Raw genomic sequence first — 25,483 nt, forward strand, 5'->3', positions numbered from 1 at the left:
CTTACTCGGAGTGATTTGGCGATTGCTCGAGACCTACCACCAGGTAGGGCCCGGGGCGGGGACCGCCACTTCAAGTTCTACGAGCTACGGGACAACCTCGCCGATCCCTTCCCCGGCGGGTCCTCCTCCTTGGTGGCCCGCCTTCTGCTCTGAATCGCCGAGCCTGCCGCCCCTCTTGTGCTTGCGTCCTTCCCTTCGTCCCTGCACATTAAAGTGATCTCATCCCGACAAACGGTGCTGAGAGGGCACCCGAGGCGCGGCCAAACCGGCGGGAGTACGAGGCGGTAGGCGGGAGGTCCGTACGCGTGATGCACGACCGGCATCCTGAATAGTCCCCGCCGGACCTCTCCTCACAGCAATACGCCGAAGGCCGTTTGAAGACGTAGGCGAAGTCGCAACACGATCGCGATTCGGAGCTCGATGTGCCCCGAGCAGGAGTGATCCGGAAGTAGGACCAGGTCAGAGGGGCTGAAGGTGGACGAGTCGGCCTGTAGGCCGGGTTCTGTGATCAGCCGTGAAGGCTGACCGGCGGCCATCCATCTAGGACCGCCGTTGCCGGCGGCCTCAAGCGGTCTACCCGCGCGGCTCGGGCGGGCAGCCCTCGAACGTCGCGCGCGGGACGTTCCGGAGAACGTCCCTTCTTGACCTTGCTCCGGGTGGGGTTTACCGAGCCGCCCACGTCACCGTGGGCGCTGGTGGTCTCTTACACCACCGTTTCACCCTTACCCCCGCGAGGGGGCGGTCTGTTTTCTGTGGCACTGTCCCGCGGGTCGCCCCGGGTCGGCGTTACCGACCACCCTGCCCTGTGGAGCCCGGACCTTCCTCGGCAGGGCCGTGAGGCCCTGACGCGGCCGCCCGGCCGGCTCGTCCACCGTGAAGATAAGCCTAGCGGCTGCCGAAACATTCCCCGGACCGGCCGAGGATCATGTGAGGGCTTCCCCGGCGCACGCGCGGTCAGCTGCGGGTGACGTCCTTGACGAACACGAGCCCGTCGTACGCGGCGAGGTGGGCCGGGTCGAGCGGGGCATAGCCGAACCAGGGGGACACACGGGGGGCGGGCCGCGCGTCGCCCAGGGCGGCGGCCAGGCGGCGGGCGTCGATGACGTAGCCGTCGTCGGGGAGCGTGTAGAGGAGCCCTTCGAGGGTGTCCGGGGGCGGGGCGTCCACGCCCTGGTGCCGGATCGTGCCGAGGGCCGTGGCCAGGAAGGCGAACTCCTCACCCAGGTGGGCTCTCACGATCGCGCCCGAGCTCCACCACTCGAACGGCAGGTCGCCCATCCGCATCGAGCTCTTGTCCCGCTGGAAGTGCGCGTTGTGGGCGAGGACCAGCGCCGGGCCCCGCTCGGCGACGGCGAGCATGTTGGCGGCGATCATCGAGCTCCGCAGGCCCAGCAGCCGTGACATCCGGCCGGGCGAGGTGTCGGCCATCCAGTGGTGGTAGCGGAGCAGGCCGGTGGTGGCGCGGCCGTACAGGCGTGCCCGCTCCCAGTCGTCCCGGGAGGATCGGGCGATCAGCTGCGGCGTCTCCGCGTCGAGCAGCGCGACGAGATCGTCGGCGAGCAGTCGAAGCCGCCTGGCCTCGGCCGACTGCCCCACCGACTGGGACGGATCCATCATCGTGGCGGGATTGGCCCAGCGGTCGTCGGAGCCGAGCAGGCGGTCGAGCGTCTCCACGTCGCAGGGGAGCAGATCCGTGTCCACGTGGGCCGCGAGATAGCCGTGGAGGGCGGTGAGGGCCTGCCGGGGGCTCGCCGCGTGGCCGATCTCCAGCGGACCGTCGAGACCGGCGAAGCGCAGCCGCTCGGACGCGGGCCTGTCCTCGTTGTACGCGCGCATCCAGCGCACCAGCTCCCGGTTGGCCGCGGAGGCTCCCCACCCGTGGCTGAAGCCGCGTTCCATGACCTCGTCGAGGCTGCCCGTGCCCGAGGTGACGTAGTCGTCCACGACCAGGCCCATGAGGCAGTCGCTCTCGATGCCGATCGTCCGGTAGCCCTCCTGCTCCACGAGCTGCCGGAAGAGCTCGTTGCGTACGTCGAGCAGGAGGTCTTCGCCGTGAGTGGGCTCGCCCAGGGCGAGCAGCCGCGGCCGGCCTGGGAGCAGCCTCATCACGGAGGCGGCCTCGACGGCGTGAACGGCGTCCTTGATGCCGATATCCATACCTTCAACGGTATCGTTGAACACTCGAATGAAGACTTATCCGGCGAATCGCCAGGATAAGAGGAGAAAACCCTCAACTATCGACTTCAGGCCCTCGACGTACGGCGACGGCTCGTCCGGGCCGGAAAACGCCGACGCCGCGGGGGCACGGCTTCAAGCGTGCGATCCCGCGGCGTTCAGTCCCCTTGAGCGGGACGGCGTCAGGTGAGGTGGGCGGTGTCGTTGAGCGCCCGTACGACGGCCGGGCCGTCGGCGTAGTAGTCGATCGCCGACAGGCAGGCCAGGTCGAGGTGCATCCGATACAGGGCCTCGGGCGGAGCGCCCAGCGCGAAGCGGACCAGCATCTTGATCGGGGTCACGTGCGAGACCACGACGACGCTGCGGCCCTCGTGGGCCTTCACGATGCGGTCCCTCGCCTGCTCGACCCTCCGGGCGGTCGACGCGAAGCTCTCCCCACCGGGCGGCGCGACGTCGGGGTCGGCCAGCCAGGCCGCCAGTTCGCGGGGCCAGCGCTGCTGGATCTCCGCGAACGTGTGCCCCTCCCAGTCGCCGAAGTCGGTCTCGCGGAGGTCGTCGTCGACCAGCACCTGCAGGCCCGTACGGGCGGCGACCGCCTCGGCCGTCTGCCGGGCGCGGGCGAGCGGGGAGGTGACGATCACCTCGACCTCGTACGGCTCCCGCGACAGGCGCAGGGCGGCGGCCTCGGCCTGCGCGAGGCCAGTAGGGGTGAGCGACGGGTCTCCGAGCCCGGAGAACCGCTTCTCCACCGACAGCGGCGTCTGTCCGTGCCTGAGCAGGAGCAGCGACGTGGCGACACGGGTGGCGCGCGGCATCCATCCGTGCCCGCGCCGGTCGTGGGACGTGGCGGTTCCGGCCGCTGTGCCCGCGTCTCCGCCGACGGCCCGCGCACCGGCCGCGCCGGGAGACCCCGTACGCCCGCCGGCGCCGGCCAGAGCAGAGCCGGTCGAAGCGTAGCCGGGCGAAGCAGGCGCGGCCGAAACAGCGCCGGGCGAGGCGGAGCCGGGTGAAGCGGACACGGCGGGAGCGGAAGCGCCCGAAGCAGGCGCGGCAGGACCAGGGGCGGCAGGACCAGGGGCGGCAGGACCAGGGCCAGCGGAGGGCGGGTCGAACAGCGTGGGCGCGTCGGTGTTAGGCGGCTCGACGGCAGTGGCGGACCCCGGCGCGGAGGTGATCTCGCTCGCCTGCCAGGTCTCCCCGCGGGCCGCCGCGTCCATCGCCTCGTTGGCGAGCCGGTCGGCGTGGCTGTTGCGCTCGCGCGGAACCCACGTCCAGGTCACCCGGAACCGCCGGGCCAGGCCCGCCGCCTCCAGGGCGAGCGGTCGCAGGCCCTCGTGCTTGACCTTCCACCGGCCGGCCATCTGCTCGATGACCAGCTTGGAGTCCATCCGCACCTCGACCCGCGCGCCCTCGGCGCCGAGCGCGAGCAGCGCCCGGAGCCCGGCGATCAGGCCGCGATATTCGGCCACGTTGTTGGTCGCGGTGCCGATCGACTCGGCCACCTCGGCGAGCACCTGGCCGGCGTCGTCCTTGACCACCGCGCCGTATCCGGCCGGGCCCGGGTTGCCCCGCGCCCCGCCGTCGGCCTCGACGATGAACCCCCCGGTGGCGCCCATCGCCGCCGTCACAGACCCGACTCGGCCGTACGCACCAGGATCCGGCGGCACTCCTCGCAGCGGACCACCTCGTCGTGGGCGGCGGCCCGGATCCGGTTGAGGTCGGCGATCGACAGGCTCGTACGGCAGCCGAGGCACCGGCCGCCGTGCAGCATGGCGGCGCCGACGCCGGTCTGCTCGCGCATCTTCTCGTAGAGCCCGAGCAGGTCGGAGGGGACGTCGGCGGTGATCGCGGACCGGCCGGACGTCAGCTCGCCGGCCTCCTTGTCGATCTCGGCGAACGCCGCGTCCCTGCGGTCCTCGGCGGCGCGCAGCGTGCCGGTGACCTCTTCGCGCTCGGCCTTGAGGGTGGTGACCCGGGCGTCGGCCGCCTCCCGGCGCTCCATGATCTCCAGCACGACCTCCTCCAGGTCCGACTGCCTGCGCCGCAGGGAGACGATCTCGGACTGGAGGCTCGCCAGGTCCTTGGGCGAGGAGACCTGCCCGGAGTCGAGGCGCTTCTGGTCGCGCTCGACCCGGACGCGTACGGCGTCCACGTCCGACTCGGCCTTGGCCTGGTCGCGGGCGAGATCGCCGGCCTCGGTCTCGGCGGCGATGATCTGCGTGGAGACCTGGGCCAGCCTCTTGGACAGCTCGTCGATCTCGGCGAGCTCCGGCAGGTTGCGGCGGCGGTGCCGCAGCCGGTCGAGTCCGGTGTCGAGCTCAGCGAGATCGAGCAGACGCTTCTGTGCTTCAGGTGCGGCCTTCATCCCAAATCCCTCAAGATGCTCGGGGGTCCAAGTCGGTGGTCGTCGCCGTCCAGGCGTCGGTGACGGCGTCCGAGACGCGCGCCTCAACAGTAATGCCCCTGGCCGCCAACGCTGACGTCAGCCGCCGGGCGGCGTCGGCCAGCCACGGCCATTCGGTGGCCCAGTGGGAGGCGTCGACCAGCGCGGGCCCGTCCGCCTCCATGTGCTCGCTCGCCGGGTGGTGCCGCAGATCGGCCGTGAGGAAGACGTCCACGCCCGCGGCCCTGGCCGTGCCCAGCAGGGAGTCGCCCGCGCCGCCGCAGACGGCGACGGTCCGCACCGGCCTGCCGGGATCTCCCGCGACCCGCAGCGGCCCCGCCGTACGGGGCAGGCCCGAGGCGGCCAGCGCCGCGAACTCCCCCAGCGGCATCGGAGCGGGCAGGTCGCCGATCCGGCCGAGCCCGCGCCGCGGGTCGTCGGCGGAGGGCTGGAGGGGCCGCAGATCCCCGGTCAGGCCGACGGCCCGCGCGAGCGCGTCGGAGACCCCGGGATCGGCGACGTCGGCGTTGGTGTGCGCGGCGTAGAGCGCGGCGCCGCCGCGGATGAGCCGGTGCACGACCCGGCCCTTGAAGGTGGTGGCGGCGACGCTCGTGGTGCCGCGCAGATAGAGCGGGTGGTGGGTCACGACGAGGTCGGCCCCCCAGCCGAGGGCCTCGTCCACGACCACGGCGACCGGGTCGACCGCGAACAGGACCTTCCGTACGGCCTGCTCCGGGTCGCCGCAGACGAGGCCCACCGCGTCCCAGGACTCGGCCCACGAGGGGTCGTACAGCGCCTCCAGGCACTCGACCACCTCGGCGAGGGTGCAGGAGATCGATTCCACCCGCGCACACTACAGCCTGCTGGCGGAACGATCCGGAAAGAGTAACGTCCCCATTGACCCCGCCGTCAGGAAGGATTCCCCGCGTGCCCGTCGACACCGTGCCCGTTGATCAGCAGAGCCTGCACGTCAGGTCCGTGGTGGCCGAGACCCACAACGACCTGCTCATGGCCGTCTCGGCCCGGCCGCCCGCGATGTGGGCCTCGTTCTTCCGCGAGCGGTGGCTCCCGCAGCTCGTCGATGGCGGCGTCGACGTGCAGGTGCTGCCCGTGTTCGTGGAGAGCCAGTTCCGCCCGGAGGGCGCGCTGCGCCAGACCCTGCGGATGATCGAGTGCGCCCACGTGCTGGCCGAGGGCAGCCCCGACGCGGTCGCGCTGTGCCACGACGGGCAGCAGATCGACGAGGCCCTCGCCCTCGGCAGGATCGCCCTCGTGCTCGCGCTGGAGAGCATGCCGGGGATCGACGAGAGCGTCGAGCTGATCCCGACCCTGCACCGCCTCGGAGTCCGGGTCGCCTCGATCGCCCACTGGGGCCGTACGGCTCTCGCCGACGGCAGCGGCCAGGACGGCACCGGCTCCAGGCTCACCAGCCACGGCGTCGAGGCGCTGCGCGAGATGGAGCGGCTCGGCATGCTCTTCGACATCTCGCACCTGGGCGCCACGGGCGTCGCGCACGTGCTGGAGATCGCGACCCGGCCCGTCATCGCGACCCACTCCTCCGCCCGCGCCCTGCGCGACCATCACAGGAACCTCACGGACGAGCAGCTCAGGGGCGTCGCCGCGGGCGGCGGCGTCGTGTGCGTGAACTTCCTCGCCGCCTTCCTCACCGAGGACGCCCGCTCGGCCACGATCGACCATCTCGTGGACCACATCGAGCACATCGCGGGCGTCGCCGGCATCGACCACGTGGGCCTCGGCCCCGACTTCATGCGCGAGGTGAACGAGGACCTCACCCCGCCGTGCTGCGAGGGCTTCAGCTATTCCGGGATCGACTCCAACGCCGCCGTCCCCGGGCTGGAGGGCCCGCGCGGCCTGCCGCTGGTGACCGACGCGCTGGTCAAGCGGGGATTCTCCGAGGAGGAGATCCAGAAGATCCTGGGCGCCAACGTGATGCGCCTGTTCCGCGCCGAGCTGGGCCGCCCCGCCCATGACAGGCCCGCTCACGGGCTCGCCCAGGACGGGCCGGTCGAGGGCCGGGAACGACCCGAACCGGAACGGCCGCGACCGTGAACCTGGAGGCCATGCTGGCCGACCTTGAGGAGCTGGTGCTCTGCGAGTCCTACTCCACCGACCACGAGGCGGTGGCGCGCAGCGCCCGCGTCGTGGGGGCGTTGGGCCGCAGGCTGCTGGGGGCCGAGCCGGAGACCCTCGTCATCGACGGGGTCACCCATCTGCGCTGGTCGTTCGGCCGGCCGCGGGTCCTGCTGCTCGGCCACCACGACACGGTCTGGCCGATCGGCACGCTGCGCGAGCACCCCTGGTCGGTGCGGGACGGGGTGGCGCGGGGGCCGGGCGTGTTCGACATGAAGGCCGGTCTCGTGCAGCTCTTCCACGCGGTCGCCTCGCTGCCGTCCCCCGACGGGCTGACCGTGCTCGTCGTCGGCGACGAGGAGCTCGGCTCGCCGACCTCCCGCCCGCTGATCGAGTCGATCGCGTCGCGGTGCGCCGCCGCGTTCGTGCTGGAGGCCAGCGCGGACGGCGGCGCGCTGAAGACGGCGCGCAAGGGCATCTCGCGCTACGAGCTGACCGTGCACGGCCGGGCCGCGCACGCCGGTCTCGAACCCGAGCTGGGGGCCAACGCCGGCGTCGAGCTGGCCCACCAGGTGCTGGCCATCGCGGGCATCGCCGCCCAGGTCGACTCGTCGTCCAGGGCGGGGGCGACGTCGGTGACCCCCACCATGCTGACGGCGGGGACGAGCACCAACACGGTGCCGGCCCGGGGCCGGGTGGCGGTCGACGTCCGCGTGCCGGACCGCGCGGCGCAGCGCCGGGTGGACGAGCTGATGCGCGCGCTGACCCCGCGCACCCCGGGCGTCCGGCTGGAGCTGCGCGGCGGGCCGAACCGCCCGCCCCTCGACCCCGCCGCCTCCGCCGGGCTCTTCGAGGTCGCCGTACGGCTCGCCGCCGAGCTGGGCATGGCGCCGCTGCGCGGGGCGTCGGTCGGCGGCGGCTCGGACGGCAACTTCACCGCCGGGGTGGGCTGCCCGACACTCGACGGCCTCGGCGCGGTGGGAGGCGGCGCGCACGCCGCGAACGAGCACGTGCTGGTCGCCGAGATGCCGGCCCGCGCCCGCCTGGTCGCGGCGCTGGCCGAGTATGTGCTGTCGGGCGGGCCCGTCAACGGCAGGCCCGTCAACGGCGGCATCGACACCGCGCCGCAGGACCTGAGACCGGCCGCCGGGGAGACCACGTGAACCCGTGCGACCCCGTCGCCGCGCGGGACCCCGTCGCCGCGTGGGGCCAGGCGGCCCGAGCGGCCGGGCGGCACGGTCTGCGGGTCGCCGAGCTGCGCACGATCGCCGAGTTCGAGCGGGTGGTGCGGCTGTTCGACGACATCTGGCGTCCGGAGCCGTGGAACCCGCCGATCACGGTGGAGCTGATGCGGGCGCTGTCGCACGCGGGCGGATACGTCGCCGGGGCGTTCGACGGCGGGGACCTCGTCGGGGCCGCCGTCGCCTTCCTCGCCGCTCCGGCGGGCCAGGCGCTGCACTCGCACGTGACGGGCGCCGTACGGCCCGGCGCCGGCTTCGCGCTCAAGCTGCACCAGCGGGCCTGGGCTGTGGAGCGCGGGCTGAGCCGGATCACCTGGACCTTCGATCCCCTCGTGCGCCGCAACGCCCACTTCAACCTGGCCAAGCTGGCCGCCCTGCCGGAGGAGTACCTGCCCGACTTCTACGGCCCGATGGGCGACGCGCTGAACGCCGGCGACGAGTCCGACCGGGTCCTCATGGCGTGGCGGCTGGGCGATCCACAGGTGGCGCGAGCATGCGACGGCCTGCCGTTCCGGCCCGCTGCCGCGGACGGCGCGGTGGCCGTGCTCACCGAGCGGGACGGGCGGCCGGTGACCCTGCCCGCGGACGGCCCGGCCGTGCTCGTCGCCGCACCCGCCGACGTGGAGACCCTGCGCCGCACCGCCCCGGAGACGGCCAAGGCCTGGCGGCACGCCGTACGCGAGGTGCTGGGCGGGCTGATGGCGCGGGGCCGCGCGGTGACGGGCTTCGCCGACGGCTGCTACGTCGTCGAGCGGCGCTCCCCCGCCGCAGAGTGAGACGGGCAGGATGAGATCGCGGTGAGACGGGTGACGCCGGCGGGGCGCTGCTGAGGGGCCGGACTGGGTAGGGATCGGATCGGACGGCGGCGTCCCGGTCACGGCGGCGATCACCGGCGGAGGTAACGTGCCAGGTGAGCCGGGTAGTGACGCCGGGCGGCGGCCACGTGGCCTTATTGATCATCTGATTACCGGGGGGAATCAGATGAGCAGGTGGCGGGGATCCTCGGTGCGGATTCGCTTGACGGTGCTGGCGAGCGCGGTGATGGCGCTGCTGTGCGCCGTCGCCGTGCTGCTGGTCCTCGGCGTGCTGCACGGCACCGCCGAGCGCTACAAGATCGACGAGATCTCCGCCAACGCCGTACGCCTCGCCTACCAGGCGAAACGCGACCGGCTGCCTCCGGTGCTGCTCGACCCGGGCGTGGCCGGCGTGCAGGTGATCGACAACTCCGGCAAGATCGTCTCGGGCAGCGACACCCTGGTCGGCCGCCCGCGCATGGCCGCGTTCCGGCCGGAGCTGACGACACCGGAGACGAGCAAGGTGATGTGCGACTCCCCGGCGTTCCCGGACCGGTGCATGATCATCGTCGCGTTCCGCTTCCACAACGACGGCGGCCTGTGGACGATCTACGCAGCCGACGACACCGTGCCGTGGTACGTCAACGGCCCGCTGCTGGCTGCGCTGCTCGGCGGTTCGCTCCTGCTGATCATGCTCACCGCGCTCGGCACCTACCAGACCGTGCGCAAGGCGCTCATGCCGGTGGAGGCGATCACGAGCAAGCTGGCCAGGATCACCGCGACCGACCTGAGCCAGCGCGTGCCGGTGCCGAAATATCACGACGAGATCCGGCGGCTCGCCGAGACCGCCAACCAGACCCTCGACCGAGCGGAGGCGGCCGTCGAGCGGCAGCGGCGCTTCGCCTCCGACGCCTCTCACGATCTGCGCAGCCCGCTGACCGCGATGCGTACGGAGATCGAGGAGGCGTTGCTGCACAGCGAGGAGGCGGACTGGCCGGCCACCGGGCACGCCCTGCTGGCCAGTTGCGACCGCCTGCAGGCGCTCGTGACCGACCTGCTCCAGCTCGCCCAGCTCGACTCGGCCGCGCCGCCCCCCTGTGAGCCCGTCGACCTCGGCACGCTCGTCGCCCGCGAGCTCGACCGCAGGTCGCGCAAGGTGGAGGTGGTGCGGCACCTGGAGCCCCGCGTGGTCGTCATCGGCGACCGGCTGGCCCTGGCGCGCCTGCTCAACAACCTGCTCGACAACGCCGAGCGGCACGCGGTGTCCCGGATCACCGTGACCGTGCGGCGGGAGGACGGCAAGGGCGTGCTGGAGGTGCTCGACGACGGCGCGGGCATCCCGCCCGACCAGCGGGAGCTGGTCTTCCAGCGCTTCACCCGGCTCGACGCCGCCCGTACGAAGGACGCCGGAGGCACCGGTCTCGGGCTGTCCATCGCCCGTCAGATCGCCCAGGCGCACAAGGGGACGCTCACGATCGAGGACAGCGACCAAGGTGCCCGCTTCGTGGCGCGCATCCCGCTCGCCCCCGGCCACTGAGGGATCAGCCGCCCGCCGTCCGTCAGGCGCCAGCGTCCCTCAGGCGGCCACGCTTCCTCAGGCGGCCACGCTTCCTCAGGCGGCCACGCTTCCTCAGGCGGCCACAGGTTCTTAGGCGGCCACTGTTCCACGCCACCGCGCCGGGCCCGTCGCGAGGTCGTCGAACGCGCGGATGGCCGCCGTCTCCCGGGAGCGCAGCCAGGCCAGGCCGAGCGTCGAGGGCGGCAGGCCGGTGACCGGCACGAACGCGAGGTCCGGCCGCCGGTGGTGCTCCGCACTCGGCCGGCAGAGCAGCATGCCGCCGCGGTTCAACGCCACCTGGGTCAGGCCCTCCTGCGTGGTGGCCACCGTCGCGGCCTTGGGAATCGGCCGTCCGGAAGGGGTGAAGGAGGGCGCCACATGCTCCCGCCAGCGGCGCGGCGCGGGCTCGTCCAGGCCGATCAGCGCGAGTGAGGCCAGCTCCTCGGCGTCGATGCTCTTGCGCCGTGCCAGCGGATGCCGCACCGAGAGCCCCAGCTCGACCGGGCAGCGGTTCAGCTCGGCCCCGCTCACCAGGTCCGGTTCCTCCAGTGGCAGCAGTGTGAAGGCGATGTCCACACGCCCCTCACGCAACTTGCCGAAGGGGTCGGAAAGAGGCACCTCGATCAGCTCCACCGCGCAGCCGGGATACGTCCGCTCGAACGCGGCCACGCTCTGGGTGACGATCTCCGTGGGCGTGGCCAGGAACCCGACCCGCAGCACGCCCTCCACCTCCCGGGCCGAGGCCGTCGCACGCGCCACCGCCTCCGCGAGCCCCTCGTAGGCGGGACGCAGGTCGGCGAGGAAGCGCTCACCCAAGGGGGTCAGGCACACCCGCCTGCTCGTACGGTCGAACAGCCGGCCGCCGATCCTGCCTTCCAGCGACCCGATGAGCTGGCTCACCCGGCCGGGAGACAGGTACAGCCGCTCGGCGGTACGGGCGAAATGCAGCTCCTCGCTGAGCACGATGAAGCACTCCAGCTCCCTGAACTCCATCTCGCTCCTCCTCGATCGCTTAGCTCACCTAAACCAAGCCTTCGAACCTCGTCATTGTTCCGGGAAATGCCGATCACAAGGCTGAGGAGCATGACCGTAAACGTCGTCTCTCCCGTGATCCGGGCGCGCTGGGCGGCCGTCGCCACCGTCGCCATGGGCACCTTCGCCATCGTCACCAGCGAGATGCTGCCCGTCGGGCTGCTGACCTCGATCGCCTCCTCCTTGAAGGTCTCCGACGGCACCGCCGGGCTGATGGTCTCCCTTCCCGGACTGGTCGCCGCCGTCTCCGCCCCCGTGATCGCCCTGAGCACCCGCCGCCTCGACCGGCGAGTCCCGCTGCTCGGCCTGATGGCGCTGCTGGCGGCGGCCAATCTGGCGGGCGCGCTCGCTCCGAGCCTCCCCGTCATGCTGGCCGCCCGGGTGCTGACCGGCGTGAGCATCGGCGGCTTCTGGGCCTTCGCCGCCGGTCTGGGCACACGCCTGGTGCCCGAGGAGGCGGTCGGCAGGGCCACCTCTGTCATCCTGAGCGGGGTGTCTGTGGCGTCGGTGCTCGGCGTCCCCGCGGCGGCGCTGGTCGCCTCGTACGCGGGGTGGCGCACGGCGTTCGCGGCCCTGGGCGCTCTGGCGTTGATCCTGCTCGCGGTGCTGGCCGCGGTGCTGCCGCCGATGCCCGCAGAAGAGGGTGGAGACGGCTTCCGCGGCGCGTGGTCGGGACCGCTCAAGGTGGTCCTGGTCACCACCGTGCTGATCATCACCGGGCACTTCGCCGCCTACACCTATGTCCGGCCCTACCTGGAGCAGGCCGCGCACGCCGGTCCCGGGCTCGTCAGCACCGCGCTGCTCGTCTACGGCGCCGCCGCGGTGGTCGGCAACTTCGCCGGGGGCGCGCGAGCGGCCAGGAACCCGAAGCCGGTGCTGATCGCGCGGGCCGTGCTGATCGCCGTGGCCACCGCCGCGCTCGCGCTGACCGGCCTTCCTCTGGTCATGCTGGTCGTGTGGGGCCTCGGGTACGGCGGCGTGGGCGTCGCCCTGCAGCTATGGATCATGAGGACGGGCGGCGGCGAGCTCGGCACCGCGCTGTTCGTCGGCGCGTTCAACGTCTCCGTCGCGCTCGGCTCGTTCGCCGGCGGCCGGGTCGTGGACGGTCTGTCGATCTCCGGGGTGATGTGGCTGGGAGCGGTCCTGGCCGCGCTCACCGCCGTCTTCGCCGGCATCTGGGGCAGCAGCGGTACGACCGCTCGCGACGCCGGCTCTCGGTGACGGGTCAGTCGTCCTCGGGCACCACGATCACCGTGGGGACCGGGACGCGCAGGGCCTCGGTGACCGCCTCCTCCAGCTCCCCCGGCGTCTTCACGGCACAACCCCGCGCGCCGTACGCGACGGCGAGCGCGGGGAAGTCCGGCGCGTGCAGGTCGACGGCGATCGGCCGCATGCCCCGCACCCGCATCTCCTCGCGGATCTCCCCGAAGCCGCCGTTGGCGAAGACGACGACCGGCAGGCTCAGCTCCAGCTCCACCGCCGTCGCCAGCTCCTGGAGGCTGAACTGGAACGCCCCGTCGCCGGCCAGCGCGACCACGGGGAGGTGCGGCCGGCCGAGCTTGGCGCCGATGGCGGCGGGCAGCGCGAAGCCGAGCGTGCCGAACCCGGTGGGGAACAGGAACCGCCCGGGCGGGTCCATCGGCATGCCGACGAGCGCGCCGTGATAGACGCACATCGAGTTGTCGCCCACCACGACGCTCTCCGGCGGCAGGGCCCGGCGCAGCGCCGCGAGCTGGCCCGACCACCTGCGGGTGAGCTCCGCGAGCTCCGCCTCGTGGCCGGGGCCGGGCTCCGGCTCCCGGCGGGGACGCGGCACGGCGCCCTGCCGGTCGAGCCGTTCGGCCAGCCCGCGCAGGGCGAGCTCCGCGTCCGCGACGATCGCCACGTCTGCCACGTGGTCGCCGTGCATCTGCCCCGGGTCGATGTCGACGCGTACGAGGCGGCCGGAGAGGGTGAAGGCGTCGTCCCACAGGTCGGCGGGGCCCAGCTCGGTGCCGACGGCCAGCACGACGTCGCACGCGGCGAGCCACCGGCGGACGGCCGCCAGGTGCAGCGTGGCGCCGAGCGCCAGCAGGTGGCTCTCCGGCACTGTGCCCTTGCCGTTGACCGTGGTCACGACCCGCGCGCCCAGCCGTTCGGCGAGGCGCATCGCCAGGCGCCCCGCAGGGGGCTCGTCCTCGCCCTTGGGCCGCTCACCCGAGCGCTGTTCACCCGGGCATTGGGCCCCGCCGCCGAGCACGAACCCCGGACGGCGCGCCGTGCGCAGCAGCCCGGCCGCCGCGTCGAGAGCGGCGGGATCGGGCTCGCGGCGGATGATCCGGTACGGCGGGACGATCTTGACCGGGCTCGTCAGGTCGAGCAGGTCGAAGGGGATCTCGATGTGCACCGGCCGGGGCCGTCCCTCGGTGAAGCGGCCGAAGGCGCGGGCGACGGCGGCGGGAATCTCCCGCACGGTCGTCACGCGGTGGCTCCAGGCGCACAGCGCGTCGATCGCCCGCGTCTGGTCCCTGCTCTCGTGCAGGTAGCCGCGGCCGTCGCGGGGATGGCCGGTGGGGACGCCCGGTGAGACGAGCAGGACCGGGGAGGAGTCGGAGTAGGCCTGCCCGAGGGCCGTGGCCGCGTTGACCACGCCGGGTCCCGTGGTGGTGACGACGACGCCCGGCCTGCCGGTCACCCTGGCATATCCGTCGGCGGCGTATCCCGCGCCCTGCTCGTGCCGGGGCGTCACGCAGCGCACGCCCGACCGGTCGAGCTCCTCGTAGATCGCCAGGTTGTGGGTGCCCGGAATGCCGAAGATCGTGTCGACGCCGTGCAGCCTCAGCGCCTCGACCAGGGCGCGCGCCCCCGTGGGCGTCGTGATCGTCGCCGCAGAGGGCATCGGGTCATGGCCGTCCACGTATCACTTCCCGGGGAGAGAGTGGAGGGAGTTTCCTTGTGGTTTCCTGAAATGCGTTCCCATTCCACGCGCCGCCCTACCGTCCGCGTGCCGATTTTTCAGAAGCGGGGACGGGGACGCGTTCCCACCTCGTGTTCGTCCGATCCGCGGGTCAGCACATTCTCAATGGACTTGACGGCCTGGCGCACCATGCGGTGCATCGTCTCGGCGGTGTGGGAGGCGATGTGTCCGGGGACCAGGAGACGGTCGGGAAAATCCCGCCGCAATTCTGCGGCCTCCGCGCATTCCGCGCCGTAGAAGCCGTCGAAGACGGCCATGCTGACGCGGCCCTTCTCCAGGCCGGCGTAAAGGGCGCCGGGACTGACGATGGCCGGGCGTGCGGTGTTGACGAGGATCGCGCCCTCCGGCATCCGGCCGATCACCGACGAGTCGATCATCGACCTGGTCTCGTCCGTCTCCGGCACCATGACCACGAGGATGTCGCTGGCCGCGGCCAGGTCGAGCAGGGGCAGGCAGGAGATGCCGAGGTCGCTTTCGACGTCCGGCCTGCGGGTGCGGCTGTAGTAGGACACGCGAACGCCGAAGCCCCGCCGCAGGATCTCCGCGATCCGCCGGCCGTTGGCGCCCATGCCGATGATGCCGACGCTGCGGGCGGCGAGCTCGTGGGGCAGTTCGTCGGAGCCCTGCCAACCGGGGACCCGCTCGCCCAGATGCCGGGGGATGTCCAGGGCGGCGTTGATGATCTGGGCGACCGTGAACGTCGCGACCGCATCGACGGCCGCGCCCCGTGTGTTCGTGACGGCGATGCCCAGCCGGTCGGCCGCCGCCACGTCGACGAAGTTCTCGTAGCCGACGCCGAGGAAGGCCACGACCTTCAGCGTCTCGCGCGCCGCGCGCAGCACCCGGGCGGTCGCGCGTTCCTCGCCTCCGTGGAGGTAGGCGACCGCTCCCCGGAGCTCTCGCGTGAGCAGGTCCTCGGTCAGCGGCGCCTCGCGCCGCCGCACCGTGAGCCCCTGCCTGGCGAGCGGCTCCAGTAGCGCCGGGTCGATGCCGGCGCCGGTCACGAGGACCGTCCCACCCCTCAGCTCCGCTCCGGCCGCCGCCAGCGGCCGCGCGGGACAATAGTCCGTTATATCCCTTGGAGCCGCAGTTTGGGACATTTCAAATATCTTTCAGACTTAGGACATATATGTCTGTTTTTCTCTGTGGTATCTCTGAAACCACGACAACCAGGCGGTGCACGAAATACCACGGATGGTCCAGGCGACGGAGCAGGAATCCAATGGTATAAGGGTTGTGGTGGTTCCGTCTCCACCTGAATTGGAAAAGGAAACCCCTAGGGAGGGTCTGGGGACCCCGGCCTCGGTCCCGCCCGGCCACACGAGCGTGCTTTTTCTCCACGGCAGCACGGAGAAGGCGCGCACGGCGCAGCGCAGAGAGGGCCACGGATGAAACTCCAGCCGCGACAGCAGCTTCTGGAGCTTTGGGAGGCGGCAGCGCGCGCCTCCTACCGGGACGGTGTCTGGACGTGGGGCGGCCGCGACGGGTCGAACTCCATCTCCGACGCCGAGCAGCTTCTGTGCTTCATGTATCCGGCCTCCGAACTGCCGGGCTTCCGCCTGGACACTCCGGACGAGACGGCCGACGACGTGCTGGCCGCGCTCGTGGCCCTCGGCGACTCGGTGCAGATCCCCAAGCTGCTGCTGCGGGTGATCGGCCAGTATCTGCGCACCTACACCGCCGAGGACGGGCGGCCCCTGTTCTCCGGCGGCACCTACTTCCGGCCGGTGGACGACGAGGCGAAGGTCACTCCCGAGCAGCTCCAGCTCGACGTCGTCGACTCGTTCTCGATGTCGGTCACGCTCACGCTCGGCACGCTCGGCTTTCTCAAGGTCTTCCGGCAGAGCGTGCGGCGCGAGGCGATCCGCCGTGAGATCCGCGAGCTGGAGGAGCTGGCCAGCAAGCGGCTGTCGGCCGCGATGACGGGCCTGCTGCGCAGCTTCACGGTCAACGCGTTCGACCCCGGCTCCACCGCGGGCCGCGCGCTGCTGCGCACGGTGAACCAGACCGGCGCGCCCGAGCGCCGCGTGCTCGACGATCTGCGCCGCGCGCTGGAGCCGGTGCGGGCCGGCCTGCGCGACCTGACGATCGGCTCGGGCAGCCAGGTGGACCTGGACAACGACAACCTGCTGTTCGAGTGCGGCTGGACGTGGGGCATCGTGAAGGACGCGCCCGACGTCGTCACGCCGCTCGACATCGGCCCGCAGCCGAAGGGCGTCGCCGCCGACACGCCGTTCCTGTACTTCACCGTCAACGCCCTCGTCGGCATCGCCGACCTGTTCTCCGAACGCACCCGCGTCCTGAGCCTGCTCAACGACGACCAGATCACCCTCGCCCAGGCCATCCAGCGCCGCTGGGACCTCACCCAGTCCTACTGGCGCACCATCGCGACGTTCGGGCGGGGCACCTGGCCGCTGGAGGACATCCCCTGGCGGACGGTCGACGAGAAGGAGTCCGACTACTACAGCCTCGGCGTCACCGCCATGGTCGTGCAGAGCCTGGTCAACAACCGGGCGGCCGACGTGGACCTCGGCCGGGTGGCCGGCGTGCTGGAGGAGCTGGCGATCCGGGCGAGGATCACCCGCAGGGCGGTGGCGGGCGACCCGCCCGTGCTCATGCACTCCCCCGGCGTCCCGATCAACCTGCACGGCAGCGACGCGCTCGGCCCCCACCTGCTCTGGGTCGTCTCCGACTTCGCCATCACGCTGCTGAAACGCACCATCTGGGCCGCCTCCATCGCGCAGAACACGCGGATGCGCGAGCGGCTGCTCACCCTCGCCGACCAGATCTGGCGGCACATCATGCTGCGCCGCCACGCCGACGGCCCGGCCGCCGGCCTGTGGGACCAGCCGGGCAACGTCTTCGCCGACATCGAGGCGCGCGACGAGGAGCCGTCCTGGTATTTCAGCGAGCGGGTCGTCGAGTTCCTCGTCGCCGCCGCGTCCTCCAGCGGGGAGCCGCCGCTGCGCAGCCCCCAGCTCGTCGAGCTGGCGCTCCAGATGCTCGGTGAGGCCGAGCACCTGCTCGACCAGGAGCTGGTCACCCGGCCTCTGGCCGGCGGGCAGACGATCCAGCCCAAGCTGCGCTCGATCCAGGCGTCGCTGCAGCGGGCCAGGGCGATCGTCAGCGACCGGCCGGCCACCGCCCAGGCGCTGATCAACGACGCGCTGCTCGGCCTCGAACGGCTGTCCGCCGCCCGCGACAGCGCGTCGGAGGCGATCTGAGATGCTCGTCTTCGCGATCTCCGACAAGGGCGGCACCGGGCGCTCGGTCACCGGCACCAACATCGTGTATCGCCATGCCCTGCAGGGCAACGACGTCTGCTATCTCGACTTCGACTTCGGCTCGCCGACCGCGGGGGCCATCTTCAGCGTCAGCGCGGTGGCCCGCGGCACCCGGGAGAACGGCCTGCACCACTACCTGCGGGGCGAGTGCCCGCAGCCGCGGCGGGTGGACGTGTGGGCCGAGTCCGACCGTGAGGGGCTGCGCACCCGCCCGCCCGGCGCGGGGCGGCTCGTGCTGCTGCCGGGCAGCGAGGGCGGCGGCGAGCTGTCGGCCCTCACCGACGAGGTCGTCGGCCGCTGCGTCCAGCTTCTCGGGCGGCTGGACGAGGAGTTCGACCTCTGCATGATCGACGTCAGCGCGGGCCGGTCGTTCACCGCGGAGCTGGTTCTCGCGGCGACCGTGCGGATGCCCGCGATCCCGTTCCGGTGGCTGGTCTTCCACCGCTGGACGCGCCAGCACATCATCGCGGCCGACGGGCTCGTCACCGGCGCCGACGGGCTGCTCGACGTCGGCACCCGGTTCGGCCACGACGCCGACGACCTGCGCGACCGCATCCGCTTCGTGCGCACGGCCGTGCTCGAACCGGACGCGGCGGAGCTCGTCGGGCTGCGCGACGAGCAGCGGGCCTGGCTGAGCGCGTGCGACAGCGAGCTGCGCGAGCTGGCCGGCCGCCACGGCGTCGGCCGTACGGCCATGCTCGGCAAGATCCCGCTCGACCCGGTCCTCCAGTGGCGCGAGCAACTGATCACCGACGAGGACGTGCTGGCCAGCAAGATCGCGAACGCGGAGACCGCCACCGCGTTCGAGGAGCTGGCCAAGAAGATCGTCGACGACAGCGCGTGGGAGGGCTTGTGACGCCGGTGCACGCGACGTTCGGCGAGGTGGCGGCGGAGCGCAGGATCGCCTCCGTACCTCTCTCCCACGTGTCCGTCGAGCTCGGGCACCTCTACATGGAGGACTACGAGGCGGGCCCCGACCGGCTACGCGAGCAGTTCCGCAGGGTCGCGCCGTGGCTCGCCACGGTCCGCTCCATGTGGCAGGAGCGGGTGCCGGGGGGCCGGGCCCGCGTGAGCACCTGCTTTCTCGTGGACGACTACTTCAGCCGCTTCAGCACCCCGGCCGAGCTGGTCCCGATGGTCCTGGAGGCGGCGGCCGAGCACGACCTGACCATCGACTACCTGGCCCGCGAGTCGGCCTGCGCCCAGTCCGGCGGCGTCGAGCTGGCCCGGCTGGTGGAGGACCGGCTCGTGGACGACCCGCCGCCGGAGACCGACGGATCGCGCCCTCCGGTCAAGGAGACGGGCTGGCTGTGCAACGGCTCGCGCTCGCCCCGCACCGCGCCGATGCAGGCGATGGGGAAGGTCCGGCCGTGGGAGCCGCCCGCGCAGAACGCCAAACGCGGCCACTCGATCTTCGTGGACGTCGAGCTGTGGGACGAGAAGGGGCCGCGGCGCACCTGGTCCTGCCCCTTTCTCGCGGCCGTCTGGCAGCTCCTGCGGCTTGGGCTGCTGCGCAGCGACGGCCGCGTGCCCCTCCCGCCGGTCGCCCTCGACGGCGACTGGCCCCGCGACTGGGACGAACTGCCCGCGGTCGTCCGGCTCAACCCCCAGGCCGCGCCGTTCAGCGCGTACACCACACTGTCCGTCCTCTCCCCCCGGTTCCTGCCCGTCGAGCTGGCCGTACGCACGATCCTGAGCCAGTTCGCCGTGGACGACGAGGTCCTGCGGCAGGTCGCAACCCGGAGCGAGGGCGAGGGAATCCGGCTCGAAGAGGAGCTCGTCGACCGCATTTCCTACGTCTTCGTCTGAGGGGTTGCGATTGTGAGGACGGCCCGATGCTGGTGATGGGGGAGGTCCACACCGGGCTGCTGCAGAACTCCGGTGAGATCTCCGAGTCGACGTGCCGTCAGGTGCTCGGGCTCATGGCCGGGGAGACCGTGCGCGTCTCCCGCCGTCCCATCGTCCACGCGCTGTCGCCCGAGCGGCTGACCGGGGTGGACTGCGCCCTGCCCACCGCGTCGCGTTCCCGGGTCAGGGCCGTCGGCACGGTGGTGTCCCGCTGCGCGGTGACCGGGGGCCGGGTGGCCCAGGGGTCGTCGTACGTCCGGGTGGTGCGCTCGGAGGCCGACCGCAGGCTCCCCTGGTCGCACTACCTGGCCCGGCCGGGGGTCGTGGAGGTTCTGGGGAAGGTGAAGGCGGCCGACCTCGTCGAAGGGTTCACCGGCGACACCATGCCCGGCCGCCCCGATGGCGCCTGCCTCGACCTGGGCGCCGTCAGCGGCCGCTTCCTCGACCTCGTGCAGCAGTCCCCGCTGCTGGACCGGCGGGCCCCCTTCAAGATCCCGCGTACGAGCCTGCGGTGGGTGGCCGAGACCGGCGAGCCGTCGATCCGCTTCACCCTGCACGCAGAGCAGGAGCGGACGCTGCGCCTGACGCATCCCGGCCCGTTCACCCCCGCCGTGGTCGACCTGTGCGAAGACCTGGCGACGCACGACTGGCTGCTGACGTCGCTGCTGGTCATCGTCGAGCGGGCGCGGATCGGCGGCACTCCGGGAGCCCAGGCCGTGGCCCGCCTGGCGCCGGCCATCGACCACCTCATGCACCTGTGGATGCCCGCCGCCCGGGTCGAGGAGTGGCTGACGCCGTTCTGGGAGAGCCTGGAGCGGCGGCCGGGGTTCACCCGGCAGTGGCGTTCCCTGGTCGACCGGGTCCGCGACCAGGTCGCGATGAACACCCTTGCCCTGCTGAGTGCGACCGCCGAAGCCGGACGGAGGTCACCGTGACCGGAGCAACACCCGAACCCTCCCCGTCGCTCGTCCCGAGGGTTGTGCGCAAGGTCCTCGTGACGGTGCTCGTGGGCGGCGTGAGCTATCTGATGAGCAACGCGCTCATCCAGGGGCCGAACGAGGACCTGTGGAGTCTGCTGCTCGCGACGTTCATCAGCGGCGTCGTCTTCGTCGTGCAGTTCCTCGCGGACGTGGACGACCAGCTCGAAACCGTGCTGCAGGAGCAGCGCAGGCAGCACACGAAGACCCACAACCTGGTGGCCGACAGCTTCTCCAAGATCAACGAGGCGAGCAAGCTGTTCGGCGTCGTGGAGATGTCCGCGCTGGAGACCAGGGGTGTGGCCGAGCTGGTGCAGAACGCCGCCAAGATCCGTGACGACATGCCCGACCTCGTCAAGAGCCTGGTGCACCACGAGGTCACCCGGATGGCGAAGTTCCTCGGCGAGCTGTCCGACGGCAGATACGCGCTGTACGAGGGCGAGGACCGCGACTGGCTGCTCGCGCTCGCGCGCAACGCCCGGGTCAGTCTCGACGCCATCAGCCTGACCAGCGTGGACGCCCGCGACACCGAGTTCGAGGGCGGCTTCTGGCACACCGACCTCGGGCAGCGCTACGTCAAGCTCCAGCGCGACCTCGTCCAGCGGGGGGCGCGGGTGCGCCGCGTGTTCGTGGTGGATCGTTCCGAGCGGCTCGACTCCGAGGCGTTCCGCCGCGTGTGGAAGTGGCAGACCACGGTCGGGATCGAGGTGCGCACGCTGCTGCTCTCCGACGCGCCGCCTCTGCTGCGCGGCTCGCTGTCCGACTTCATCCTGTTCGACGGGGTCGTCTACTACGAGTCCAATCCCGCCCCGCAGGTCGGCGACGGCATCGCCCCGGTGATCCACAGCACGGTTCTCGCACAGGACCAGGAGCGGGTGCGCGAGCGGGCCGAACGGTTCGCCGAGCTCTGGGAGGCCGCGACACCGGCGGCGTAGCCGGCACGTACCCGACGCGGGGGCGGGCGAGACCGGCGTAGCGGGGCCGGTGGCGTCGGCGACGCTTACGCGGACGGAGCCCGCGCGGGCGGCACCAGTGGCGTGGGCGACGCTTACGCGGACGGAGCCGGCGCGGGCGAGAAGGGGCGGTCGGGACGGACGACGGCGAGCAGTTCCTTCTCGCGGTCGCCGGCGGTGCCGCCGACCAGGGTCGCCACCAGTTCCGCCGTGACGGGGGCGAGCGTCACGCCGAGGCCGCTGTGACCGGTCGCCGCCACGACCCGGCCGTGGTCGTCCACGTGGCCGATGATGGGCATGTGGTCGGCGCTGCCCGGCCGCAGTCCGGCCCAGCGCCGGCCGACGGGCCAGGTGGCCGCCTTGGGCATCAGAGCGGCGACGCCCCGCCGGATCTCCTCGATCGCCGCGGCGGTCACCGTCACGTCCCCCACGTTCTCCTCGTAGGTGACGCCGACGGCCACCCTGCCGTCGTGACGGGGGACGAGGTAGGGAAAGTACTCCCGGCCGTCCTCCGTGATCTCAGCGAAGATGTGGTGGCGCAGCGGGTAGGTGACGGCGCCGGACGGCCGGACGTCGAAGGCCACGCCCTTGATGGGGAACAGGTGGTCGCGGTGGCGCGGCAGGAAGACCCCGCTCAGGTGACCGGCCGCGACGACGGCCTGCTCCGCCGACACCCGGCGGCCGTCGTGGAGCTCCACCTCGACACCGCGGGGGCCGGTCCGCAGGCCGGTGGCGCGCACCGCGCTGAGCACCCGGATCGGCGTGCTCCCCGACAGAACGGCCGTCGCCAGGGCGGCCATGAGCACCCTCGGGTCGAGCGCGAGCTCCTCGGGCAGCAGGAATCCGCCGACGACGCGCTCGCTCAGCAGTGGTTCGAGGCTCCTGGCGTCGGTGGCCGTCAGCCGCTCGACGGCGAACGGCGAGTTCTTCCACTGCGGCAGCACCTTGGTCTCCAGGCGCTCCATCTCGGCATCGTCCAGCGCGACCTGGATGTCACCGCCGTCCAGCACCGGGACCTCGACGCCCGAGGCGGCGTGGATCTCCTCCAGCCACTGCGGGTAGGCGTCGCGGCTGCGCTTGATGACGCTGCTGAGCGGGCCGAGGCAGGAGCGCTCCGTCTGGGTCAGGATGCCGCCCATCGCGCCGTCCGAGGCCCCGAGCCCGAGACGCTGCCCCGCGTCCACGAGGACCACGCTCGTGCCGCGCTGGGCGAGCCTGTGCGCGATCGCGCAGCCGATCACGCCACCACCGATGATCACGACGTCACAGGATTCAGGCACGCGGGCTCCAATTCGCCGTCCCCTCGCTTCGACAGTAGGCGAGGGAGGGCCGTTCATGAAGGCCACACACGGGTGACCTCGCCGAACTCTACCGCGCAAAAATCTTGGCGGCGCGCAGATCCCGATCGCGCCGCGCTTCTCCTTCCCGACTTATTGGATCTGCCGCTCCGCAAGGAAGATCCGCACCCGGGCCGCTCGGTCGTACGCGAGGTTCGGGCGCGCGGTTCGGGCGCGCGGTTCGGGCGTGAAATTCGGGCGCGAGGTCTGCTTCGGCGGCCGGAGACGGCCGCGCATACCTGCGATTCGGCGGCATGAGAGCTTTGCCGCGATCTGGGCATGATGAACCGATCAGCCGCCGTTCGTGGCGGTCGATGGGCATCCGGGATGAGCCGAAGGCTCAAGCGAGGGGAAGCGCGTGAGGAAGACCGCCGTCGTCACGGGCGGAGCGTCGGGGATCGGGCGGGCCGTCGCCGCCGGGCTCGTACGGCGCGGCGTCCACGTCACGATCGCCGACGTCCGGGGAGCCGAGGACGCCGCCGGGGAGCTCGGCTGCGCGGGAGTCGTGTGCGACGTCTCCGACGCGCAGGCCGTGCGGGACCTCGTCACCGGGGTGGCCGCCGAGCACGGGCGGCTCGACTTCCTGTTCAACAACGCCGGCATCGCGGTGGGCGGCCGTGCCGAGGAGTTCACGCTCGACCACTGGAACCGGACGATCGACGTGAATCTGCGCGGGGTGGTCCACGGCGTGCACGCGGCGTACCCCCTCATGGTCGAGCAGGGCTACGGGCACATCGTCAACACCGCGTCGCTGGCCGGGCTGACCCCCGCGCCCATGATGCTGCCCTACACGGCCACCAAGCACGCCGTCGTCGGGCTGTCGCTCGCGCTGCGGGCCGAGGCGGCGGCGCACGGCGTGCGGGTCAGCGTGGTCTGCCCCGGTTTCACCGACACTCCACTGCTGGACAACGCCAACCCCGGGCTGCCGCAGACCGAGATCGGGCTGCGCGCCCGCACGGTGGCCGTACGGGCCCAGGGGCGCCTGTATCCCGTGGAGTCGCTCGCCGACGACGTGCTGCGCGGCGTGGCCAGGAACCAGGCGCTCATCGTCGCGCCCGCGTCCGCCCGCGCCACGTGGCGGGCCGTACGGCTCTCGCCCGCCCTGGCGGTGCGGGCGGCCGGCTCCGCCTTCCGCCGCGTCATGCGCTGAAGCGCGGCCGGAACACGGCCGCGTCAGGCGCCGCGTCGTGGCCGGGTCTCCGCGGCCGTGTACGGCCGGTTCACGGGCCGAGCGGCAGATACTCGAACCAGTCGAACGCGGCGACGTTGGAGCTGGGACGGCCGTTGGAGCTGGCGTACATGCCGACGTAGGCGCCGGTGAAGCCGCCGGCCACGGCGCTGCTGAGGATCCTGCCGTCCACCGGGTCGCCGAGGTCGATCCACTCCCCCGCCGCCACGGCGTACCTGGCCTGGTAGGCCTGCCCGCGCGCCTCCACGCCGAGATACAGCCTACGGTGGCCGGGCACCCGTACGGAGGCGAGCAGGTCGTCGCCGCCCGCCTTCCTGCGGACGAGCTCCAGGCCGCGCGCGGTGCGCACGAGCAGCACGTGGTGGTCGTCGTTCTGCACCAGCGCGAGACCGGCGCACTCCCCGGCCCCGGGCAGGAAGTCGAGCGCGGCGTGGACGGCGAAGTCCATGTGCTGCTGCCTGCGGACGACCAGGCTCGGATTGGCCCGCTGGGCCAATGTCTCGGGCCGCAGCCGCAGCCGCAGGCGGCTGTCGCCGAGGCTCCAGTAGGGCGTGCGCGGCGTGCGCAGGTGGTTCCAGACGGGCGAGAGCCGGTCGGCGTCGAAGTGGTCGCAGGCGGGGACGGCGGGCCAGCGGTGCTCGGGCAGCGCCGGTGCGACGGCCACGGGCTCGACCTGCGCGGCGACCGGCCAGCCGTCCTCCCAGTGGACCCGGGTGAGGAACGTCTCCCTGCCCAGGTTGTCGCCCCTCAGGTTGCCGGGGCCGAGGTCGCCCGGCGTGCCGTACGGGCGCGTGGCCAGCAGCACCATCCACCACTCGCCGTTCTGGGTCTCCACCAGGTCGGCGTGGCCCGTGCACGCGATGGGATGCCCGAGGCCGAGATGCCGGTGGGTGAGGATCGGGTTGCGCGGATTCGGCACGTACGGCCCGGTGACGTGGTCGGCCCTGGCCACCACGACCGCGTGGTCGTACGACGTGCCGCCCTCGGAGGTCAGCAGGTAGTACCTGCCGCCGATCTTGTACAGGTGTGGTCCCTCGCACCACACGGCGCCCCGCTGGACGGCCTCCCAGATGACGTGCTCCTCGCCGCGCGGCTCCAGCGTGGCCGGGTCGAGCTCCAGAAGGTAGACCTCGGTCTCGCCGGGGTAGCGGGCCGCCTTCTTCTCCCTGGTGGCGGTGAACCAGAGCCGGCCGTCGTCGTCGAACAGCAGCGAGGGGTCTATGCCAGGGGTGCCCGGCAGCCATCGGGGTTCGCTCCAGGGGCCCGCGGGGTCGGCGGCGGTGACGACGAAGTTGCCCCGCCCGTCCACCAGGGTGGTGACGACGTAGAAGAGGCCGTCGTGGTGGCGGATGGTGGCGGCGTAGACGCCGCCCGAGGGGCGCACGCCGTCCAGGTCGAGCTGGGACGGGCGGTCGAGCACGTGCCCGAGCTGCCGCCAGTTGACCAGGTCGCGGCTGTGGAAGACGGGCACTCCGGGGAACCACTCGAAGCTGGAGGTCACGAGGTAGTAGTCGTCGCCCACCCGGCACACCGATGGGTCGGGGTGGAACCCGGGGATGACGGGGTTCCGGTACTCCCACCCGCCGACTTCGTCGATCATTCGTCCCTTCCTCGAACGTGACGGGCCCGGTTCCCCGAGCGGGGAACCGGGCCGTCCGGCACCGG

General features: G+C 72.3%; 20 protein-coding genes and 1 other RNA gene. 11 read left to right on the plus strand and 10 right to left on the minus strand.

Annotated features, from left to right (window positions below):
* Window positions 1-475: 475 nt before the first annotated feature.
* The 5 genes from rnpB to FLV34_RS13100 form a co-directional block, all read right to left on the minus strand.
* An RNA gene (gene rnpB / locus FLV34_RS13080) (RNase P RNA component class A) lies at window positions 476-867 on the minus strand.
* A gap of 87 nt (window positions 868-954) precedes the next feature.
* Entirely contained in the window at window positions 955-2,157 is a 1,203-nt protein-coding gene (locus tag FLV34_RS13085) for an erythromycin esterase family protein (RefSeq protein ID WP_147943211.1), read from the minus strand.
* A 200-nt stretch (window positions 2,158-2,357) separates the two neighbouring features.
* Window positions 2,358-3,803, minus strand: a complete 1,446-nt coding sequence (locus FLV34_RS13090; protein ID WP_261985760.1) for a bifunctional RNase H/acid phosphatase — start codon at window positions 3,801-3,803, stop codon at window positions 2,358-2,360.
* Window positions 3,800-4,540, minus strand: coding sequence for a zinc ribbon domain-containing protein (locus FLV34_RS13095; RefSeq protein WP_142645580.1), 741 nt, complete (start codon window positions 4,538-4,540; stop codon window positions 3,800-3,802). The genes FLV34_RS13090 and FLV34_RS13095 overlap by 4 nt, the downstream gene beginning before the upstream one ends.
* Before the next feature lie 10 nt (window positions 4,541-4,550).
* Window positions 4,551-5,402 carry a Nif3-like dinuclear metal center hexameric protein gene (locus FLV34_RS13100; protein WP_147943212.1) on the minus strand — a complete coding sequence of 284 codons (852 nt, stop codon included), beginning with the start codon at window positions 5,400-5,402 and terminating at the stop codon, window positions 4,551-4,553.
* Between the two features lie 83 nt (window positions 5,403-5,485).
* On the opposite strand from FLV34_RS13100, the gene FLV34_RS13105 reads away from it, so the two are divergent.
* The 4 genes from FLV34_RS13105 (at window position 5,486) to FLV34_RS13120 (ending at window position 10,221) form a co-directional block, all read left to right on the plus strand.
* Window positions 5,486-6,628 (plus strand): dipeptidase, encoded by a 1,143-nt coding sequence (locus FLV34_RS13105; RefSeq protein WP_261985761.1) that lies wholly within the window; start codon window positions 5,486-5,488, stop codon window positions 6,626-6,628.
* Window positions 6,629-6,639: 11 nt separating this feature from the next.
* Entirely contained in the window at window positions 6,640-7,812 is a 1,173-nt protein-coding gene (locus tag FLV34_RS13110) for a M20/M25/M40 family metallo-hydrolase (protein WP_142645582.1), read from the plus strand.
* Window positions 7,809-8,666, plus strand: a complete 858-nt coding sequence (locus FLV34_RS13115; protein WP_168065643.1) for a GNAT family N-acetyltransferase — start codon at window positions 7,809-7,811, stop codon at window positions 8,664-8,666. Before FLV34_RS13110 ends, FLV34_RS13115 begins: the two co-directional genes overlap by 4 nt.
* 229 nt (window positions 8,667-8,895) lie before the next feature.
* The gene (locus FLV34_RS13120; RefSeq protein WP_261985762.1) at window positions 8,896-10,221 is read left to right on the plus strand and encodes a HAMP domain-containing sensor histidine kinase; all 1,326 of its coding nucleotides are present in this window, start codon (window positions 8,896-8,898) and stop codon (window positions 10,219-10,221) included.
* A 111-nt stretch (window positions 10,222-10,332) separates the two neighbouring features.
* Here FLV34_RS13120 and FLV34_RS13125 read toward each other — a convergent pair whose 3' ends face one another.
* Window positions 10,333-11,235 carry a LysR family transcriptional regulator gene (locus FLV34_RS13125; RefSeq protein WP_142645583.1) on the minus strand — a complete coding sequence of 301 codons (903 nt, stop codon included), beginning with the start codon at window positions 11,233-11,235 and terminating at the stop codon, window positions 10,333-10,335.
* A gap of 90 nt (window positions 11,236-11,325) precedes the next feature.
* On the opposite strand from FLV34_RS13125, the gene FLV34_RS13130 reads away from it, so the two are divergent.
* A complete protein-coding gene (locus tag FLV34_RS13130) occupies window positions 11,326-12,495 on the plus strand; it encodes an MFS transporter (protein WP_142645584.1) in 1,170 nt (389 codons plus the stop codon).
* Between the two features lie 4 nt (window positions 12,496-12,499).
* On the opposite strand, the gene FLV34_RS13135 is transcribed toward FLV34_RS13130, so the two are convergent.
* Together FLV34_RS13135 and FLV34_RS13140 are read right to left on the minus strand one after the other, a co-directional pair.
* A complete protein-coding gene (locus tag FLV34_RS13135; protein WP_222709490.1) occupies window positions 12,500-14,170 on the minus strand; it encodes a thiamine pyrophosphate-binding protein in 1,671 nt (556 codons plus the stop codon).
* A gap of 98 nt (window positions 14,171-14,268) precedes the next feature.
* Window positions 14,269-15,234, minus strand: coding sequence for a 2-hydroxyacid dehydrogenase (locus tag FLV34_RS13140; protein ID WP_187280623.1), 966 nt, complete (start codon window positions 15,232-15,234; stop codon window positions 14,269-14,271).
* Window positions 15,235-15,618: 384 nt separating this feature from the next.
* Here FLV34_RS13140 and FLV34_RS13145 point away from each other — a divergent pair, with 384 nt between their 5' ends.
* Genes FLV34_RS13145 through FLV34_RS13170 form a run of 5 tightly spaced genes read left to right on the plus strand, consistent with a single transcriptional unit; the run spans window position 15,619 to window position 21,274 of the window.
* The gene (locus FLV34_RS13145; protein ID WP_142645586.1) at window positions 15,619-17,454 is read left to right on the plus strand and encodes an SCO2524 family protein; all 1,836 of its coding nucleotides are present in this window, start codon (window positions 15,619-15,621) and stop codon (window positions 17,452-17,454) included.
* A gap of 1 nt (window position 17,455) precedes the next feature.
* Window positions 17,456-18,370, plus strand: coding sequence for an SCO2523 family variant P-loop protein (locus tag FLV34_RS13150; protein ID WP_142645587.1), 915 nt, complete (start codon window positions 17,456-17,458; stop codon window positions 18,368-18,370).
* A complete protein-coding gene (locus tag FLV34_RS13155; protein WP_142645588.1) occupies window positions 18,367-19,323 on the plus strand; it encodes an SCO2522 family protein in 957 nt (318 codons plus the stop codon). The genes FLV34_RS13150 and FLV34_RS13155 overlap by 4 nt, the downstream gene beginning before the upstream one ends.
* A 26-nt stretch (window positions 19,324-19,349) precedes the next feature.
* A complete protein-coding gene (locus FLV34_RS40410; RefSeq protein WP_168065647.1) occupies window positions 19,350-20,297 on the plus strand; it encodes an SCO2521 family protein in 948 nt (315 codons plus the stop codon).
* Window positions 20,294-21,274 (plus strand): phosphatidylserine/phosphatidylglycerophosphate/cardiolipin synthase family protein, encoded by a 981-nt coding sequence (locus FLV34_RS13170; protein WP_142645590.1) that lies wholly within the window; start codon window positions 20,294-20,296, stop codon window positions 21,272-21,274. Before FLV34_RS40410 ends, FLV34_RS13170 begins: the two co-directional genes overlap by 4 nt.
* A 113-nt stretch (window positions 21,275-21,387) precedes the next feature.
* Here the strand turns inward: FLV34_RS13170 and FLV34_RS13175 are convergent, their stop codons facing one another.
* Window positions 21,388-22,572 (minus strand): FAD-binding oxidoreductase, encoded by a 1,185-nt coding sequence (locus tag FLV34_RS13175; RefSeq protein ID WP_187280624.1) that lies wholly within the window; start codon window positions 22,570-22,572, stop codon window positions 21,388-21,390.
* 415 nt (window positions 22,573-22,987) lie between these two features.
* On the opposite strand from FLV34_RS13175, the gene FLV34_RS13180 reads away from it, so the two are divergent.
* A complete protein-coding gene (locus tag FLV34_RS13180; protein ID WP_147943215.1) occupies window positions 22,988-23,779 on the plus strand; it encodes an SDR family oxidoreductase in 792 nt (263 codons plus the stop codon).
* Between the two features lie 70 nt (window positions 23,780-23,849).
* Here FLV34_RS13180 and FLV34_RS13185 read toward each other — a convergent pair whose 3' ends face one another.
* Window positions 23,850-25,418 (minus strand): glycoside hydrolase family 43 protein, encoded by a 1,569-nt coding sequence (locus tag FLV34_RS13185; protein WP_142645593.1) that lies wholly within the window; start codon window positions 25,416-25,418, stop codon window positions 23,850-23,852.
* Between the last annotated feature and the right edge of the window lie 65 nt (window positions 25,419-25,483).

The sequence above is a fragment of the Microbispora sp. CSR-4 genome (assembly GCF_008033685.1).
Classification (GTDB): domain Bacteria; phylum Actinomycetota; class Actinomycetes; order Streptosporangiales; family Streptosporangiaceae; genus Microbispora.